12 protein-coding genes and 1 riboswitch are annotated in these 16,051 nt (G+C 71.0%); of the genes, 5 read left to right on the top strand and 7 right to left on the bottom strand.

The features are described from left to right. Nucleotides 1-96 precede the first annotated feature (96 nt). Nucleotides 97-1,071, top strand: a complete 975-nt coding sequence (gene murQ / locus IG02_RS0121350; RefSeq protein ID WP_037803791.1) for an N-acetylmuramic acid 6-phosphate etherase — start codon at nucleotides 97-99, stop codon at nucleotides 1,069-1,071. Nucleotides 1,072-1,088: 17 nt separating this feature from the next. On the opposite strand, the gene IG02_RS0121345 is transcribed toward murQ, so the two are convergent. Beyond that, nucleotides 1,089-1,691, bottom strand: a complete 603-nt coding sequence (locus IG02_RS0121345; RefSeq protein WP_030750417.1) for a Uma2 family endonuclease — start codon at nucleotides 1,689-1,691, stop codon at nucleotides 1,089-1,091. 394 nt (nucleotides 1,692-2,085) lie between these two features. On the opposite strand from IG02_RS0121345, the gene IG02_RS0121340 reads away from it, so the two are divergent. Then, on the top strand, nucleotides 2,086-3,870 hold the full coding sequence (locus IG02_RS0121340; protein ID WP_030750414.1) for a lysyl oxidase family protein: 1,785 nt from the start codon (nucleotides 2,086-2,088) through the stop codon (nucleotides 3,868-3,870). 126 nt (nucleotides 3,871-3,996) lie between these two features. Beyond that, entirely contained in the window at nucleotides 3,997-5,178 is a 1,182-nt protein-coding gene (locus IG02_RS0121335; RefSeq protein ID WP_234314847.1) for a hypothetical protein, read from the top strand. A 186-nt stretch (nucleotides 5,179-5,364) separates the two neighbouring features. On the opposite strand, the gene groL is transcribed toward IG02_RS0121335, so the two are convergent. The 4 genes from groL to thrC all read right to left on the bottom strand — a co-directional run bounded on the left by groL (nucleotide 5,365) and on the right by thrC (nucleotide 9,816). Beyond that, nucleotides 5,365-6,987: a chaperonin GroEL gene (groL, locus tag IG02_RS0121330; protein ID WP_030750408.1), complete on the bottom strand. Its 1,623-nt coding sequence runs from the start codon at nucleotides 6,985-6,987 to the stop codon at nucleotides 5,365-5,367. Nucleotides 6,988-7,432: 445 nt separating this feature from the next. Further along, nucleotides 7,433-7,636 carry a cold-shock protein gene (locus tag IG02_RS0121325; protein ID WP_005315736.1) on the bottom strand — a complete coding sequence of 68 codons (204 nt, stop codon included), beginning with the start codon at nucleotides 7,634-7,636 and terminating at the stop codon, nucleotides 7,433-7,435. A 390-nt stretch (nucleotides 7,637-8,026) separates the two neighbouring features. Then, nucleotides 8,027-8,302 (bottom strand): ubiquitin-like small modifier protein 1, encoded by a 276-nt coding sequence (locus IG02_RS0121320; protein ID WP_030750404.1) that lies wholly within the window; start codon nucleotides 8,300-8,302, stop codon nucleotides 8,027-8,029. 179 nt (nucleotides 8,303-8,481) lie between these two features. Further along, entirely contained in the window at nucleotides 8,482-9,816 is a 1,335-nt protein-coding gene (gene thrC / locus IG02_RS0121315) for a threonine synthase (RefSeq protein ID WP_030750401.1), read from the bottom strand. A 17-nt stretch (nucleotides 9,817-9,833) separates the two neighbouring features. Continuing rightward, nucleotides 9,834-9,963, bottom strand: a riboswitch (SAM riboswitch). A gap of 136 nt (nucleotides 9,964-10,099) precedes the next feature. Here thrC and IG02_RS0121310 point away from each other — a divergent pair. Further along, nucleotides 10,100-11,167: a glucosyl-3-phosphoglycerate synthase gene (locus IG02_RS0121310; protein ID WP_030750398.1), complete on the top strand. Its 1,068-nt coding sequence runs from the start codon at nucleotides 10,100-10,102 to the stop codon at nucleotides 11,165-11,167. 223 nt (nucleotides 11,168-11,390) lie between these two features. Further along, the gene (locus IG02_RS0121305; protein WP_030750395.1) at nucleotides 11,391-12,830 is read left to right on the top strand and encodes an alpha,alpha-trehalose-phosphate synthase (UDP-forming); all 1,440 of its coding nucleotides are present in this window, start codon (nucleotides 11,391-11,393) and stop codon (nucleotides 12,828-12,830) included. A 74-nt stretch (nucleotides 12,831-12,904) separates the two neighbouring features. Here the strand turns inward: IG02_RS0121305 and IG02_RS0121300 are convergent, their stop codons facing one another. Then, the gene (locus IG02_RS0121300; protein ID WP_234314846.1) at nucleotides 12,905-15,607 is read right to left on the bottom strand and encodes a KGGVGR-motif variant AAA ATPase; all 2,703 of its coding nucleotides are present in this window, start codon (nucleotides 15,605-15,607) and stop codon (nucleotides 12,905-12,907) included. Further along, a complete protein-coding gene (locus tag IG02_RS0121295; protein ID WP_158712359.1) occupies nucleotides 15,604-16,029 on the bottom strand; it encodes a hypothetical protein in 426 nt (141 codons plus the stop codon). The genes IG02_RS0121300 and IG02_RS0121295 overlap by 4 nt, the downstream gene beginning before the upstream one ends. Nucleotides 16,030-16,051: the final 22 nt, after the last annotated feature.

Below are 16,051 nucleotides of genomic sequence, written 5' to 3'. Positions count from 1 at the left end.
CCCCCACGTACCCGCACCACAGCACTCGCCCCGCACCGCGCGACGCGCACCCGCACCCGTACCCGCTCACCCCCTGGCAGAGAGAGCGACCCCCTCATGACCTCCCAGCACCCGCACGGCCGGCCCGCGCAGCACGCCTCGTACGGCGAACTGCGCGCGGAACTGGACTCCCTCACCACCGAGGCGTTCCGCGCCGATCTCGCCGAGATCGACCGGCTGCCCACCCTGGACATCGCCCGGATCATGAACGGCGAGGACGCCACCGTGCCCGCCGCCGTGGCCGCCCAACTGCCGCGGATCGCCGCCGCCATCGACGCGACGGCGGAGCGGGCCGCCCGGGGCGGCCGACTGGTCTACGCGGGCGCCGGCACGGCCGGGCGGCTGGGCGTGCTGGACGCCAGCGAGTGCCCGCCGACCTTCAACACCGACCCGAGCGAGGTCGTCGGCCTGATCGCGGGCGGCCACGGCGCCCTCGTGACCTCGGTCGAGGGCGCCGAGGACTCCGAGGAGCTGGCGGCGGCGGACCTGGACGCGATCAAGCTGACGGCGGACGACACGGTCGTGGGCGTCTCGGCCTCCGGCCGCACCCCTTACGCGGTCGGCGCGGTCGAGCACGCCCGCGCGGTCGGCGCGCTCACGATCGGCCTGTCCTGCAACGCGGACAGCGCGCTCGCGGCGGCGGCCGACCACGGCATCGAGGTGGTGGTCGGCCCCGAGCTGATCACGGGCTCCACCCGCCTCAAGGCCGGGACGGCGCAGAAGCTCGTCCTCAACATGATCTCGACCATCACGATGATCCGGCTCGGCAAGACCTACGGGAATCTGATGGTCGACGTCCGGGCTTCCAACGACAAGCTGCGCGCCCGGTCCCGGCGGATCGTCGCCCTGGCCACGGGGGCGTCGGAGGCCGAGATCGAAGCCGCGCTCGCCGACACCGAGGGCGAGGTGAAGAACGCCATCCTCACCATCCTCGGCGGAGTGGACGCCCCCACCGCCGCCGCCCTCCTCACCGACTCCAAGGGCCACCTCCGCGAAGCCCTCCGCTCCGCCGCGGACCGTCCCATGCCATAGGCCCTCCCGTCTCGGGATCAGGCCGGAAAGTCTGCGGTGGGAATCGTCGTACCGAAGGGCTCGGGAAGGGCGAACGGCTTTCCGAACGGCACCGACTCGGAGTGCTTGTACGTGCCGTCACCGGGCTCGGTGAACACCGTCACCGTGGGGCCCCGCGTGTCGAACCTGTCGATCAGCAGGTAGACCGGAACGGAGGCGCGAGCGTAGGCACGGTATTTCTTGGTCCGGTCGTCCCGCGCGTTGCTCTTCGACGTGATCTCGGCGACGAGCAGCGCCTCCGAGGCGTCCACGGGGTCGTTGCCGTCCGGATCCGCCTCGTCGACCAGCCGGCTCGGCACCACCACCACGTCCGGCACATAGAGCCTGTCCAGCGGCGCGATGTGGATACCGAGAGTCTGGTAGATCTCAAGGTCGTCCGGGAGACACTTGAAGAGTCCACGGTGCACCTTGGCAGCGACGCCGTTGTGGTGCGCATGCGGCGGCGGTACCAAAACAATCTGCCCCTCGTCGATCTCGGCACGCCATCCTTCGGGCACGTCCAGACCACGCCATGTCTCAAGGAGGTAGTCCCACGAGCGGCGCTCGAGCGACTGGTGATTCTCGACCATCGCGGCGGTCATCACGGTCCCTTCTCCTGCGGTCTGAGGTGAGCGAGCGTAGATCGACGAACGCGCGGCAGAGAGCCGCTTTCCCTCAGCGTCCCACGATCGAGTGAGGAACGCACCGCCCGCCAATACCGATCGCCAGTTCGATATAGGCATCGCGTACACACCCGCACGCGGGCTCTACCACGGCTCACGTCCCGCGCGTAACACAACCCCCACCAGATTGGCCGGAAGGCCCGCACGGCAGCGCACTTCCGGACAACCATCAGGTCCCTCCGTCCCCACAGACAACCCGGTCTCCGGTCCCCCGCTCTCACAGGTGACTCATAGATCCGCCGGTCCGGACCGGAGAAGGCACACGCCCCGGCACGCCTCACCCGGCCCGCCGGCCCTCGCAGACGAGGACCTGATGAACAGACAGCACCTCGGCGGCTCCCCCCGGATACGCCGGTCGGCACTCGCCGCCACCGCCGCACTCGCCGTCATCGCGGGCGTGGCGGGCGCCGCTCCCGTCTCCTCGCCCGCCGCCGCGGCGGCGAAGGCGGGTACGCCCACGCTCAGCCTGCTCACCGCCACCGACTCCGTGACGCTGGACCGCTGGAGGGGTGAAGAGGGCGTCTACCTGGACCTCGGGACCTATGTCGCCGTGGAGGGGGCGCCGCTGGAGTTCGAGGTGAAGCGGGCCTCGTACAAGGAGCCCGTCGTCGCCAAGCAGATCATCCGCAACGGCAGGAAGACGACGGCCAGGGCCCTCCCCGAGGGCACCGTCAAGGACTTCTCCGGGCTGACGGACTTCCTCCAGGTGACCATCGCCGACGCGTCCGGCGCGCCGGTGACGCGGGTGTCGGAGACGTTCTGTCCGAACAACGCGTCCGGCCGCATCCACCCCGACGCCCCGGCGACCTCGAAGTATCCCGAGAGCTGCCCGACGAACCCGTTCACGCTCGGATCGGTGTGGGGCGTCGAGAACGGCTGGGCGAGCAACACCAACCTGGGCTACTACTCGAAGCCGGTGGACCTGTCGCCGGGTGAGTACACGGCAACGGTCTCGGTGAAGAAGAACTACCGGGACCTGTTCGGGATGAAGGACGAGCAGAAGACCATCAAGCTCACCGTCCGCGAGATCGGCGAAGACGGCGAGGGCGGCGAGGGCGCCGTGGGTCTCCGGGGCTCCGGCTCCTCCGGTGCCGCCGCGCCCGCCGACCACGCGTCCATGGCTGACCACGCCGGGATGACGGACCACTCGGGCATGACCGGCGCCAAGGGCGCCAAGGGCGACACCGGCACCGGCGGCCATGGCGCGGGCCACCACTACCTCCCGGACCGCGGTGCCGACGCACCCGCCCCGCCCGCGCTGCCGAACGCGCTGCTGGCCGACGGCAAGAGCGCCAGGTCCCCGCACCTGGGCGACGGCCCCGGCCACACGGACGGCTCGCGCATCGCCCCCGCGCTCAAGGCCGCTCCCAAGCGCCCGACCGGCCCGGCGCGCGTGCCGGACGTTCCCAAGCCCGACCTCCGCTCCCTCCCGGCGTACGACATCGCGATCTCCGACGGCGAGGAGGGTGACACCCCGGGCAAGGACTACATGGTCTTCAGCGCCAACGTCTGGAACGCGGGCCCGGCGCCCCTCGTCGTGGACGGCTTCCGCAGTCCCGGCAAGGACCTGATGGACGCCTACCAGTACTTCTACGACGCCGACGGCAAGCAGGTCGGCTACTCCCCCTCCGGCACGATGGAGTGGGACCCGCGCGCGGGCCACGAGCACTGGCACTTCACCGACTTCGCCAGCTACCGCCTGCTGAGCGCCGACCAGAAGGAGATCGTCCGCAGCGGCAAGGAGGCGTTCTGCCTCGCCAACACGGACGCGATCGACTACACGGTGAAGAACGCCAACTGGCACCCGGAGAACACCGACCTGTCCACCGCCTGCGGTGTGAAGAGCTCGATCTCCGTCCGTGAGGTGCTCGACGTGGGCTCCGGCGACACCTACACCCAGTACCTGCCCGGCCAGTCGTTCGACGTGACCGACCTGCCCAACGGCACGTACTACATCCAGGTCATCGCCAACCCCGAGAAGCGGCTGCACGAGACGAGCGTGGACAACAACGTGGCGCTGCGGAAGGTCACCCTCAGTGGCAAGCCGGGCGCCCGCAAGGCGGTGGCGGCGCCGTACGACCTGATCGACGTCCCCTGACCGACGTTTCCTGACCGACGTCCCCTGACCGGGACCCGGTGATCAGCGCCGGTTAGTGTGTCGGACCGGCCCGGTGAACGGCCGGGCCGGTCACGGCCACTGATTCGGATTCAACGGGGGCACGACATGCGCGTACGACGCATGAGCGAGAACGGCCAGAACGGCCAGAACGGCGAGATTCACAGGACCGGCAGGACGCGTACGGCGGTTGCCAGGCGTACGAGGCGTACGAGCCGGGCACTCGTCGCCGCCGCCGGCGTGGGCGCGCTCGCCGTCCTCGCCACCGGATGCGGCGGCGGTACGTCCGCGAGTTCCGGCGACGGCGACGGCGAGCAGGCGGGGAAGCGGTCCGGCGCGCCCGCCACGCCGGTGGCCGTAGCGTCCTCGCCCCAGGCGGCCACCTGGACCGACGGCGACGACAAGGCCCGGCCCGTCGAGCTGGCGCCCAAGAGCCTCGCCCGCGGTGCCGCCGCCGACCTGGCCCACGTCCAACTGGACGACGACATGAAGGGGATGGTCCCCTACTACCTGACCTTCTCCGTCACCAACACCGGCCCGGGCGCGCTGGACCGGCCCGATCCGGAGAGCGGCTTCGCGGTGGTCGGCGCGGACGGCCGGCCCGGTGAACGGCTCATGCTGATGGCCAACCCGCTGGCGACCGGTTCGGGGTTGCCGGAGAGTTGCGACAAGGGCGTCCCGGCCACGCTGGCGGCGGGCCGTACGGCCGAGGCCTGCCAGGTCTTCATGCTGCCGAAGGGCCAGGAGCCGACGGCAGTCTCGTACACGGACGACGATGCCGCGCCCCTGATCTGGAAGGCGGGCGACGGCAAGAGCGGGGCGTCGGGCGGGGTGCTCGCCGCGGGCGCGTCGGCCGGATCCGTCTGGCGGAACAGCGACGACCGTCCGGTCCCCGTGAAGATCACGCCCAAGAACGTGCGCGCCGGGGACATCGCCGACCTGAGCCGGTTCGACCTGGACGAGGACGAGAGGAAGCTCGTTCCGTACTACGTCACCGTCGAGTACCGCAACACCGGCGAGTACGACCTGTACCCGGGCCTCCAGGACGACCTGGAGCTGCGCGGCGCCTCCGGGCAGCCGTCGCGGCCGCTGGTCCTGATCGACATCGGCGGGCCGGGGGTCGGTGAGTGCCCGGACGCCACGCCGGACGAGATGGTGAAGCCGGGGGCCACGGTCACGCAGTGCTCGATCCATCTCCTCGCCAGGACCGACCGCCCGGCGACGTTCACACTGAGCGGCGACGACCCGAAGGCCCGGCCCCTGACCTGGACGGCCACCGTCACCGACTGACACCACCGACTGACACGACGGGCCCGGGGCCGCACGGCCAGGGCCCTGACGGACACCCGGCGGGCACATGACCGACGCCCGACGAACGCCGAGGGCGGCACCCCTGGGAGAAGGGGTGCCGCCCTCGGTTCAGGACGGTCGATCCGACCGGCGGCCGGGGCCGCGCCCCTGCCGCCGGGTTCCGGATCAGAAGTCCATGTCACCGCCCGGCATGCCGCCCGGAGCGGCCGCGGCGGCCTTCTCCGGCTTGTCGGCGATGACGGCCTCGGTGGTGAGGAACAGCGCGGCGATGGAGGCCGCGTTCTGCAGCGCGGAACGGGTCACCTTGGCGGGGTCGATGATGCCCTCGGCGATCATGTCGACGTACTCGCCGGTCGCGGCGTTCAGGCCGTGACCGACCGTCAGGTTGCGGACCTTCTCCACGACGACGCCGCCCTCGAGGCCACCGTTGACGGCGATCTGCTTGAGCGGGGCCTCCAGGGCCAGCTTGACGGCGGCGGCACCGGTGGCCTCGTCGCCCTCCAGCTCCAGCTTCTCGAAGACCGAGGCGGCCTGCAGCAGGGCCACGCCACCACCGGCGACGATGCCCTCCTCGACGGCGGCCTTGGCGTTGCGCACCGCGTCCTCGATGCGGTGCTTGCGCTCCTTGAGCTCGACCTCGGTCGCGGCACCGGCCTTGATGACGGCCACGCCGCCGGCCAGCTTCGCGAGGCGCTCCTGGAGCTTCTCGCGGTCGTAGTCCGAGTCGCTGTTCTCGATCTCGGCGCGGATCTGGTTGACGCGGCCCGCGACCTGCTCGCTGTCACCGGCACCGTCGACGATGGTGGTCTCGTCCTTGGTGATGACGACCTTGCGGGCGCGGCCCAGCAGGTCCAGGCCGGCGTTCTCGAGCTTGAGGCCGACCTCCTCGGAGATGACCGTGCCGCCGGTGAGGATGGCGATGTCGTTCAGCATGGCCTTGCGGCGGTCGCCGAAGCCCGGGGCCTTGACGGCGACGGACTTGAAGGTGCCGCGGATCTTGTTGACGACCAGCGTCGACAGCGCCTCGCCCTCGACGTCCTCCGCGATGATCAGCAGCGGCTTGCCCGACTGCATGACCTTCTCCAGCAGCGGAAGGAGGTCCTTCACGTTGCCGACCTTGGAGTTGACGATCAGGATGTACGGGTCGTCCAGGGACGCCTCCATACGCTCCATGTCGGTGGCGAAGTACGCCGAGATGTAGCCCTTGTCGAAGCGCATGCCCTCGGTGAGCTCCAGCTCCAGACCGAAGGTCTGGGACTCCTCGACCGTGATGACGCCTTCCTTGCCGACCTTGTCCATGGCCTCGGCGATCAGCTCGCCGATCTGGGTGTCGGCGGCGGAGATGGAGGCGGTCGAAGCGATCTGCTCCTTGGTCTCCACGTCCTTGGCCTGCTCGAGCAGGGCGCCGGAGACGGCCTCGACGGCCTTCTCGATGCCGCGCTTGAGGGCCATCGGGTTGGCGCCGGCGGCCACGTTGCGCAGGCCCTCACGGACGAGCGCCTGGGCGAGGACCGTCGCGGTGGTCGTACCGTCACCGGCGACGTCGTCCGTCTTCTTGGCGACTTCCTTGACCAGCTCGGCGCCGATCTTCTCGTACGGGTCTTCGAGCTCGATCTCCTTGGCGATGGACACACCATCGTTGGTGATCGTGGGCGCGCCCCACTTCTTCTCAAGGACGACGTTGCGGCCCTTGGGGCCAAGGGTGACCTTGACGGCGTCGGCGAGCTGGTTCATCCCGCGCTCGAGACCGCGCCGTGCCTCCTCGTCGAACGCGATGATCTTGGCCATGTGAAGTGGTCCTCCCGGACGGATGGGGTCTCCCCTGCTCGAACGCAGTTGAGAGCTTGGGGAAGGATTGCTCCGGACCGCGCTGGCGCCCGCGACGGACGGCCGGAGAGCTGGTGGTTCATTGCCCCACCGGCCCTCGGGCCTCACCGGCCCGGTCCTTTGAAGTTGTCACTCTCACTCGCAGAGTGCTAACCAATGATTAGCACTCGACCCCCGAGAGTGCAAGCACGAAGGCGACCGCCCGGCCCCGGATCCCGTCTCTCCGGGCGGGTCTCGAGGGCGGTTCCCGCCCGGCGCGGGGCCCGTCCCACCCCGTCCCGCCCCGCCTCGCCTCGTACGTGACGCGCTTACGCACGCACACACGTACGCACGCGAGGGGCCCGTATCCCAGTTCTGGGATACGGGCCCCTCGGAGTGAGTGCGTCGGTGGCCGATCGCGCCGGGATCAGACGGCGAGTTTGACCATGTCCGCCTGCGGACCCTTCTGGCCCTGCGAGATCTCGAACTCCACTCGCTGACCTTCTTCAAGGGTGCGGTAGCCATCCATCTGGATCGCGCTGTAGTGGACGAAAACATCCGCACCACCGTCGACCGCGATGAAGCCGTATCCCTTCTCCGCGTTGAACCACTTGACGGTGCCCTGAGCCATGCCCAACTCCCCTAGTACCGGCCCTTGCACGGGGCCACACTTCGCGCCGGAACGCGTCGACCGCGGCTGAATGTATCTGCCCAACTGCCCTCTGCAACAGGTCAATCGGACGAGAAATCTGGGGATGGCCGAACACGCATAGTGCTGAATCCACTGCGTTCCGGGGCAAGTCGGGCCGGGCAAAGCGCGCATCCCGCGCAAAGTTCACCCGTGTTTTCCCCTCAGGTTGTCGCGTTCTCGATCGCGTCCGAGGGGGGTTCGACCCGGCCGGCGGAGGGGTGTTCCCACACTCTACCGTGCTCAACCATCGGGAATGCCCCCCTCCGCTTCTCTCGCGGAGAGGGGCATTCCGAGCACGAGTGGCAACCCGTGCGGGCGGGAGACGGGGCGTCAGCCGCCGGCGACCGCGGGGATGATCGAGACGCCGGCGCCGTCGGGCGTGGCCGTCTGGAGCCCCTGCTCGAAGCGGACGTCGTCGTCGTTCACGTACACGTTCACGAACCGGCGCAGCTTGCCCTGGTCGTCGAGGACGCGCGCGGCGATGCCGGGATGGTCCTTCTCCAGGGACTGGATGACATCGGCGAGGGTCGCGCCCTGCGCGGAGACCTCGGCCTGACCGCCGGTGTACGTGCGGAGGATGGTGGGGATACGGACGTTGACGCTCATGGGAAGCCTTTCGTGAGGAGGGGGGCGGCGGCGGGAGGCGAGCCGGGACGCGAGCGACCCGGGGGCGGGCGAGGCCGTCGGATCGCCCGGGGGCGGGCTCGCCGCCGGACCGCCGGGACGGGCAGGGCCGCCGAACAGCCCGGGCGGGCACGGCCGCCGACGGACGACGGCCGTCGCGGTCAGCCGGCCAGACCGGCGGCGCGGAACGCGTCGAGGTCCGGCCGGATCGTCGCCGTCGGCCCCGTCGTCTCCGCCACGGCGTCCAGCGTCTTCAGCCCGTCTCCCGTGTTGAGGACCACGGTCGTCAGCGCCGGGTCGAGGACACCGGCCTCGATCAGCTTCTTGGTCACGCCGACGGTCACGCCGCCCGCGGTCTCCGCGAAGATGCCCTCGGTCCGCGCCAGCAGCTTGATCGCGGCCACGATCTGCTCGTCGTCCACGTCCTCGACGGCGCCGCCGGTGCGCCGGGCGATGTCCAGCACGTACGGACCGTCGGCCGGGTTGCCGATGGCCAGGGACTTGGCGATGGTGTCCGGCTTCTGCGGCCGTACGACGTCGTGCCCGGCCTTGAAGGCGGTGGACACCGGCGAGCAGCCCTTCGCCTGGGCACCGAAGATCTTGTACGGCTTGTCCTCGACCAGGCCCAGCCTGATCAGCTCCTGGAGACCCTTGTCGATCTTCGTGAGCTGTGAGCCGGAGGCGATCGGGACGACGATCTGGTCGGGCAGCCGCCAGCCGAGCTGCTCGCAGATCTCGTACGCCAGCGTCTTGGAACCCTCGCCGTAGTACGGCCGGAGGTTGACGTTGACGAAGCCCCACCCCTCGCCCAGCGGGTCGCCGATGAGCTCGGAGCAGAACCGGTTCACATCGTCGTAGTTGCCCTCGATGCCGACCAGCTCACCGCCGTAGACGGCGGCCATGACCACCTTGCCCTGCTCCAGGTCGTGCGGGATGAAGACGCAGGAGCGGAATCCCGCGCGGGCCGCGGCGGCGCCGACGGCCCCGGCGAGGTTCCCGGTGGAAGAGCAGGAGAGCGTGGTGAAGCCGAAGGCGCGGGCGGCCTCGACGGCGATGGCGACGACCCGGTCCTTGAAGGAGTGCGTCGGGTTGCCGGAGTCGTCCTTGATGTGCAGGGAACCGGTGACGCCCAGCTCACGGGCGAGGTTGTCGGCCTTGACGAGCTTGGTGAAGCCGGGGTTGATGCTGGGCTTCGTGGCCACGTCGGCGGGGACGGGCAGCAGCGGGGCGTAGCGCCAGATGTTGTCCGGACCCTCGGCGATGCGCTTCTTCAGCTCCTCCGGGTCGCCGCCGGGGAGGTCGTACGCCACTTCGAGCGGCCCGAAACACTCGGCGCAGGCGAAAATGGGACCGAGGGGGAACCGCTGGCCGCATTCGCGGCACGAGAGCGCGGCGGCGGGCCCGAGATCGACGGATGCCGGTGTGGAAACGGTGGTGGTGGCGGGGGCGCCGGCGGCGCTGTTGGTGTCGCCGGTGGGGGCGGTCTGCACAGCCATGGAGGCGAGGCCCTTTCTCCTCATCTTCCTCGCGACGTACTTCGCCACGAGCCGGAATTGGCACCTTCCCCACCGTGACCTCGAATGGTCGGCGGGAGGGTTGCCGGGACTTCGACGGGCCGTTCCCTCAGTCCCTCTGGATGAGCGCTATGGCACCGGACCCTGGGTCCGACGCGTTTGTTCACGTGTTCAAGACTGTAACCGAAGGGGTGGACGGTTGAGATAGCCGTCCGCACCGCGAGATGGATCACGTTTCATGGCAGACGCGCAGGGAGTACCGACCGTGCTGGAAGAGGTGGAGCACTGGCTGACCAGGCGTTCCTGGTCCGTGGCCGAGCGTCCGCTCGACCGGCTGCTGGCGGCGAAGGCCGCCCGGGGCACGACGGTGAGCGTCGTGCTGCCCGCCCTGAACGAGGAGGAGACGGTCGGCGGGATCGTCTCCGTCGTACGGCACGAGCTGATGGAGAGGGCGCCGCTGGTCGACGAGCTGGTGGTGGTCGATTCCGGTTCCACGGACCGTACGTCCGAGGTCGCTGCGGCGGCCGGGGCGCGGGTGGTGCACCGGGAGGCGATCCTGCCCAGGCTGCCGGCGCTGCCCGGCAAGGGCGAGGTGCTGTGGCGGTCACTGCTGGTGACGAGCGGCGATGTCGTGTGCTTCGTGGACGCCGACCTGCGGCGGTTCTCGGCCGACTTCGTCTCGGGGATCGTGGGACCGCTGCTGACGGACCCCGAGGTGCAGTTCGTGAAGGCGATGTACGACCGGCCGCTGGGCGCGGCGGGCACGGGTGTGGCGGCGGACGCGGGCACGGGCACGGCGGCGGGCTCGGACACGGGCACGGCGGCGGGCTCGGACACGAGCACGGCGGCGGGCTCGGGCTCGGGCGCGGCGGGGGCCGGGGGCGGCGGTCAGGGCGGCCGGGTGACCGAGCTGGTGGCCCGCCCGCTGCTCAACCTGCACTGGCCGCGCCTGGCCGGTTTCGTCCAGCCGCTGGGCGGGGAGTACGCGGCGCGACGCTCGCTGCTGGAGCGGCTGCCCTTCCCGGTCGGGTACGGCGTGGAGCTGGGCCTGCTCGTCGACGCCCTGCACACGGTGGGGCTGGACGCGCTGGCGCAGGTGGACGTGGGGGTGCGGTTCCACCGCCACCAGGACGAACGGGCGCTCGGGCGGATGGCGGCGGCGATCTACCGGACGGCCCAGGTACGGCTCTCGCGCGGGCACCTGGTCCGGCCGGAGCTGACGCAGTTCGAGCGCGGCGGGGACGGGTTCGTACCGCGTACGCACCCGGTGGACACGGAGGAGAGGCCGCCGATGCGGGAGGTCGCGGAGTACGCGGCGCGCCGGGCCGCGTGACCGAAAGCGACGGGTCCGGGGGCGCGGCGGCCGGCGGGACCGGGGTGTGACGGCGCCTCGGGCGGCGGTACCGGGGCGCGGCCCGGACGGCTCACCGATCCGCCGGCTCAGCCCGTCGGCGCGCGACCGGCGGCGTGACCGGCGGGCGGAACGGTCCCGGGTTCACCCGGGCCGGATCACATCCGTACGTTTGAGCGTTTCCTCGGCGGGCTAGGTTCGCGACATGGTCTCCGAGCACGCCGCCCAAGTCCTCGTCGCCTCCAACCGCGGCCCCGTCTCGTACGCGTTCGGTGACGACGGCACGCTGACCGCGAAGCGCGGGGGCGGCGGCCTGGTGTCCGGGCTGTCGGCCATCGGGCCCGGCACGGACGCGGTGTGGGTGTGCGCGGCGCTCGGCGACGGCGACCGGGAGGCCGTGCGGCGCACGGACGGCCGGATCGACCCGGCGGAGACGGGCGGCCGGCGGGTGCGCATGCTGGACATCGCGCCCGAGGTGTTCGCCGGGGCCTACAACGGGGTGGCCAACTCCACCCTGTGGTTCGTCCACCACCTGCTGTACCAGACGCCGCTGGAGCCGTCGTTCGGCCCGGAGTTCCGGGCGCAGTGGGCGGCGTACGAGACGTACAACCGCGCGTTCGCCGAGGCGCTGGCCGACGAGGCCGGCGAGGGCGCGGCGGTCCTGGTGCAGGACTACCACCTGGCGCTGGTCCCCGGCATGCTCCGCGCGCTGCGCCCCGATCTGCGGATCGGGCACTTCTCGCACACGCCGTGGGCGCCCGTGGACTACTTCCGGATGCTCCCCGACGACATCGCGCGGCAGCTGCTGCGGGGCATCCTGGGCGCGGACCGCGCGGCGTTCCTGACCCACCGCTGGGCGGAGGCGTTCCGCGCGTGCTGCGCGTCGCTGCTGGGCGGCACGGGCGACACACGCATCGGAGTGCACGGGCTGGGCGCGGACGCCGACTTCCTGCGCGAGCGGGCGCACCGCCCGGACGTGGACGAGCGGCTGGTGGCGCTGCGCAAGGAGATCGGCGGCGGCGACGCGGACACCGCGCCCCGGAAGACGATCGTCCGCGTGGACCGCACGGAGCTGTCCAAGAACATCGTCCGCGGCCTGCACGCCTACCGCCGCCTGCTGACCGACCGCCCGGAGTGGCACGAACGCGTCGTCCACATCGCCTTCGCCTATCCGTCCCGGCAGGACCTGGCCGTCTACCGCGACTACACGGCGGAGGTGAGCCGGGTGGCCCAGCAGATCAACTCCGACTTCGGCACGGACACCTGGCGCCCGGTCATCCTCCACGTCAAGGACGACTTCGCCCGCTCGCTGGCCGCCTACCGCCTGGCGGACGTCGCGCTGGTCAACCCGATCCGGGACGGTATGAACCTGGTCGCCAAGGAGATCCCGGTGGTCTCGGACCACGGCTGCGCGCTGGTGCTGTCGCGGGAGGCGGGCGCGTACGAGGAGCTGGGCGAGGACGCGCTGGTGGTGAACCCGTACGACATCACGGCGACGGCGTCGGCCCTGCACGAGGCGCTGACCATGGGCCCCGACGAGCGCGCGGAACGCACGAAGCGCCTGTCGGGCGCGGCGACGGCACTGCCGCCCCAGAAGTGGTTCCTGGACCAGTTGGAACAGCTGCGGGCGCCGCGCGGCGAATAGCTGCCGAAGCGGGCCGGCCCGCCGCGGCCGGAGCGGGCGACGGGCCGGCGACGGCCGGAATCGGAACGCCGGACTCAGCTCACGACGCGTGCGCCTCCCCGCACCGTACGGAAGCCGAGCGCGTGCCGGTAGATCTCGGGAAGCCGGTAGCGGCCGTCGAGGTCCATGGAGAGGGCCCCCGCCTCCATGAGTTCGGCGACGCCGTTGGCGTCCAGCCGGACGTCCTCCGCAGTGAACGGCATCGGAACGGTGGCGGCGAACTCCCCCAGGCTCCTGAGCCGTTTACCCAGGGCCGGGTTCTCCTGCGCCAGTTCGTCCAGCTTCGCCCGGCTGCACGGCACCAGTGCGTCGCGCATGGCCGCCGGGGTGAGCAGGCGGTCGGGCCAGTCGGAGTCTCCCCGGGAGCGTTCCGCCGCCTCGCTGAGGAACCGCACGACATCACGGGCCTGCACCTGCCCGTTGAAGTCGGCCAGCGCCGCCGGCACCCAGCGCTGCGACCTGGCCTGCCGGGACCTCTCACGCCCCATCTTGGCACCCCAGACGGGCACCAGCTCCTCCGCGATCCGGTCCTCGGAGAGGTCCATCAGATCCGTTCGGGGCGCGGCGACGGCACGCGCGGTCTCCGCCACCCACAGCGCGAGGCGCAGCGCCTCCTGTACATCCCAGCGCAGTTCGTACGATGCGTACCGGTCGAGGAACTGTCCCGTGTTCTGGCGTACGGCTCTGAGGACCAGATCACGCCGGGCGAAGATCACGATGCCGAGCGGGCGGCCACGCAGCGTCCGCAGCCAGTCGGGCACCTCGGTGAACAGGGAACGCAGCGCGGCGCGCTTGTCCTCGCCGTCCAGGACCTGGAAGAAGTCCTCCAGGCCGTCGATGACGAAGAGCAGACGCTGTCGCTTCCCGTGGTCGACGAGCAGCGTCTCGGGGTCCTTGTCCTTCGCCGCGGGTCCCAGGGCGGCCAGGGCCATGCACCGCAGCCACACCGTGCGCCAGTGGTCCACGTCCGTGCTGTGCGGGCTTCGGAGTCCCTCGTTGATGATCTGTCGGATGTCCTGGGCACTCGCTCCCTCACCTCCCGCGAGCGCGTTCCGCCGGTCCTGCGGGCCGGTGCGCCCCTCAGCCGTCTGGTCCATGTTCGTGGGATCGAGTACCGGCACGACCGGGGCCGTGAGCTGGACAGTTCCGTTGGCCTTCCCGGCGAATCGCGACCACTCGCCCTCCGCGCACAGCCTTGCGTAAGTGAAGGTCTTCCCCGCCCCCTTCGCACCGACGACGACAGCGACGGGCAGTGACGTGCGGTGATCCCCCACCAGTCGTCGCAGCGGTTCGGTGGCCAGGAAGCCCAGGGCCCCGTCCAGGGCCGTCTTCTCGGCGAAGATCAGTGTCTGGGCCCGCTCGTACAGGCGCTCCCGGCCGTCGGAGACATCGGTGACCGGCACCGGGTCCGGCGCCGTGAGGCGTACCGGTGCCAGTTCGGCCAGACGCTCCCCGACCCCGCAGCGGCGGACGACGTCCAGCACGTCGTCCCACGACCGGGGCAGGGCGAGCAGTTCCTCGCGGAAAGGGCTGAGCAGCGGCTCGGTGAGTACTTGAGCGTCCACCTCCGGTGTGGGGAGCCCGGCGTCGCCGGTCGGCTGTGCGACGCACAGCTCCTCCAGCGCCTCGGAGAGGCGTGCCCGGGCGCGGGTCACTTCCTCGGTGTGGGTGTCCAGCCGGTACTGGGTGATCACGCCCGCCGGCGACGGATCCTGGCCCGTGAAGGCGGGCGCGTCCACCGCCAGCTGCCGGATCAGCCGCTCCGTACCGTCGAGCGACTGACTGCTCAGGGTCGCGACGAAGACTCGCTGGACGCGAGAATCGAGCAGGATCGGCGCCGACAGTTCGGAAGCGCCGGCTCGGAGGTCCACGATCACGGTGTCCAGGCCCGCGGCGGCGGCCACGTGCGCCAGCGCCTCGGTCAGGAAGTGGCGGGGCCGGCCGGGGGTGTGCAGGTCCACCGGCTCGATGCGCGGCGGACCGAGCCGCGCCCTGCGGGTGGCGGGCAGAACCACCAGCTTCCCGTCGGCGTACCGGGCGGCCTCCTGGTTGAGCAGATAGCCGGCAGCCACCCGTGCGGCCTGTGCGGCGTCGCCGTCCGTCGACCCGTGCAGCAGCGCCAGCAGGTCCTCGTAGCTGACATCGCACGCGCCGCCCTGCGCCTGGTGCATCCAGGTGATACCGGGGGCCTCCAGGTCGCCGTCGACCAACAGGACGCCGTGACCACGGGCGGCCAGGAGATCGGCGAGGGCGACAGCGTGCACCGTGCGCCCCGCTCCTCCCTTGAACGAGTGGAAGGCGATCACTTGTACGTCGTGGGGAAGGCCCGGCTCCTCCCCCCGGGGCAGCGGCCGGGCGAGCTGCCCGGTGATCCTGCGCTGCCTCAGCCGGGGCGTGCGGTCCCCCGGATCGAAGGAGTTGTCCGGCGTCACCGTGACGGGCAGCCCTTCGGCGGGTACCCCCTGGGGCCGGTCCAGCATCAGGACGGGCTCCCCCGGCTCGCCTTCCACGGAACCCCTCCCGAAGGCGGCGTCCAGCCAGTCCCGCACCGTCGGCTCCTGAGTGCCGGGCGCGACCGTCAGTTCCAGGCCGTCCCACCAGGCACTGGCCTCCAGCAGCCATTCGGGCCATCGGCCCCCGACCGCCAGTCCGGCACAGCGTTCGTCGACATCGACCCAGGTCAACAGGTTCGTCGAGGCCGCCGTGGCCCAGCTGTCCACCATCGTTCCTCCGGTCACGGGCACGTGCGTGCCGCCTCGATCAGATTCCGCAGGGCCGCCAGTGCCTCGTTCTGCTCCTCGGGGTCCAGATCAGCACCGTAGCGCCAGGCTTCGTGCAGTTCCTTGGGCGCCACCAGGACCCGCGGCTGATCAGTGCGGCTCTTGCGCGTGCAGGACTTGACCGCGTCCTGAACGACCGCCGGCAGACGCAACTCCTTGGCGAGGACCCGCAGGTTGTGGGTCCTCAGTTCGGCGGGCAGCATCGAGGTGTCCCGCGCCTTGAGCACACGGTCCAGGATCTCTGCCTTCAGCCCGCACTCGGCGCTGTAGAAGAGCATCAGACCGGCGGTGGCCGGGTCCCCCGCCTTGTCGGCCTCGTCACCGCGCTGCCGCAACCGCTCGCGGCTCTTGCGTAATTCCCCCACCCGCACATCCACCACAGCCGGATTGTACGGCGTGCCA

The organism is Streptomyces sp. NRRL F-5135 (assembly GCF_000719775.1).
GTDB lineage: Bacteria > Actinomycetota > Actinomycetes > Streptomycetales > Streptomycetaceae > Streptomyces > Streptomyces hebeiensis.
Note: the sequence above shows the minus strand (reverse complement) of the source record. Positions and strands in the feature narration are given on the sequence as shown.

Excerpts from the sequence above, each read along its gene's own strand:
- murQ (WP_037803791.1), top strand. The coding sequence starts at position 97 with ATGACCTCCCAGCACCCGCACGGCCGGCCCGCGCAGCACGCCTCGTAC.
- IG02_RS0121345 (WP_030750417.1), bottom strand. The coding sequence starts at position 1,691 with ATGACCGCCGCGATGGTCGAGAATCACCAGTCGCTCGAGCGCCGCTCG.
- IG02_RS0121340 (WP_030750414.1), top strand. The coding sequence starts at position 2,086 with ATGAACAGACAGCACCTCGGCGGCTCCCCCCGGATACGCCGGTCGGCA.
- IG02_RS0121335 (WP_234314847.1), top strand. The coding sequence starts at position 3,997 with ATGCGCGTACGACGCATGAGCGAGAACGGCCAGAACGGCCAGAACGGC.
- groL (WP_030750408.1), bottom strand. The coding sequence starts at position 6,987 with ATGGCCAAGATCATCGCGTTCGACGAGGAGGCACGGCGCGGTCTCGAG.
- IG02_RS0121325 (WP_005315736.1), bottom strand. The coding sequence starts at position 7,636 with ATGGCTCAGGGCACCGTCAAGTGGTTCAACGCGGAGAAGGGATACGGC.
- IG02_RS0121320 (WP_030750404.1), bottom strand. The coding sequence starts at position 8,302 with ATGAGCGTCAACGTCCGTATCCCCACCATCCTCCGCACGTACACCGGC.
- thrC (WP_030750401.1), bottom strand. The coding sequence starts at position 9,816 with ATGGCTGTGCAGACCGCCCCCACCGGCGACACCAACAGCGCCGCCGGC.
- IG02_RS0121305 (WP_030750395.1), top strand. The coding sequence starts at position 11,391 with ATGGTCTCCGAGCACGCCGCCCAAGTCCTCGTCGCCTCCAACCGCGGC.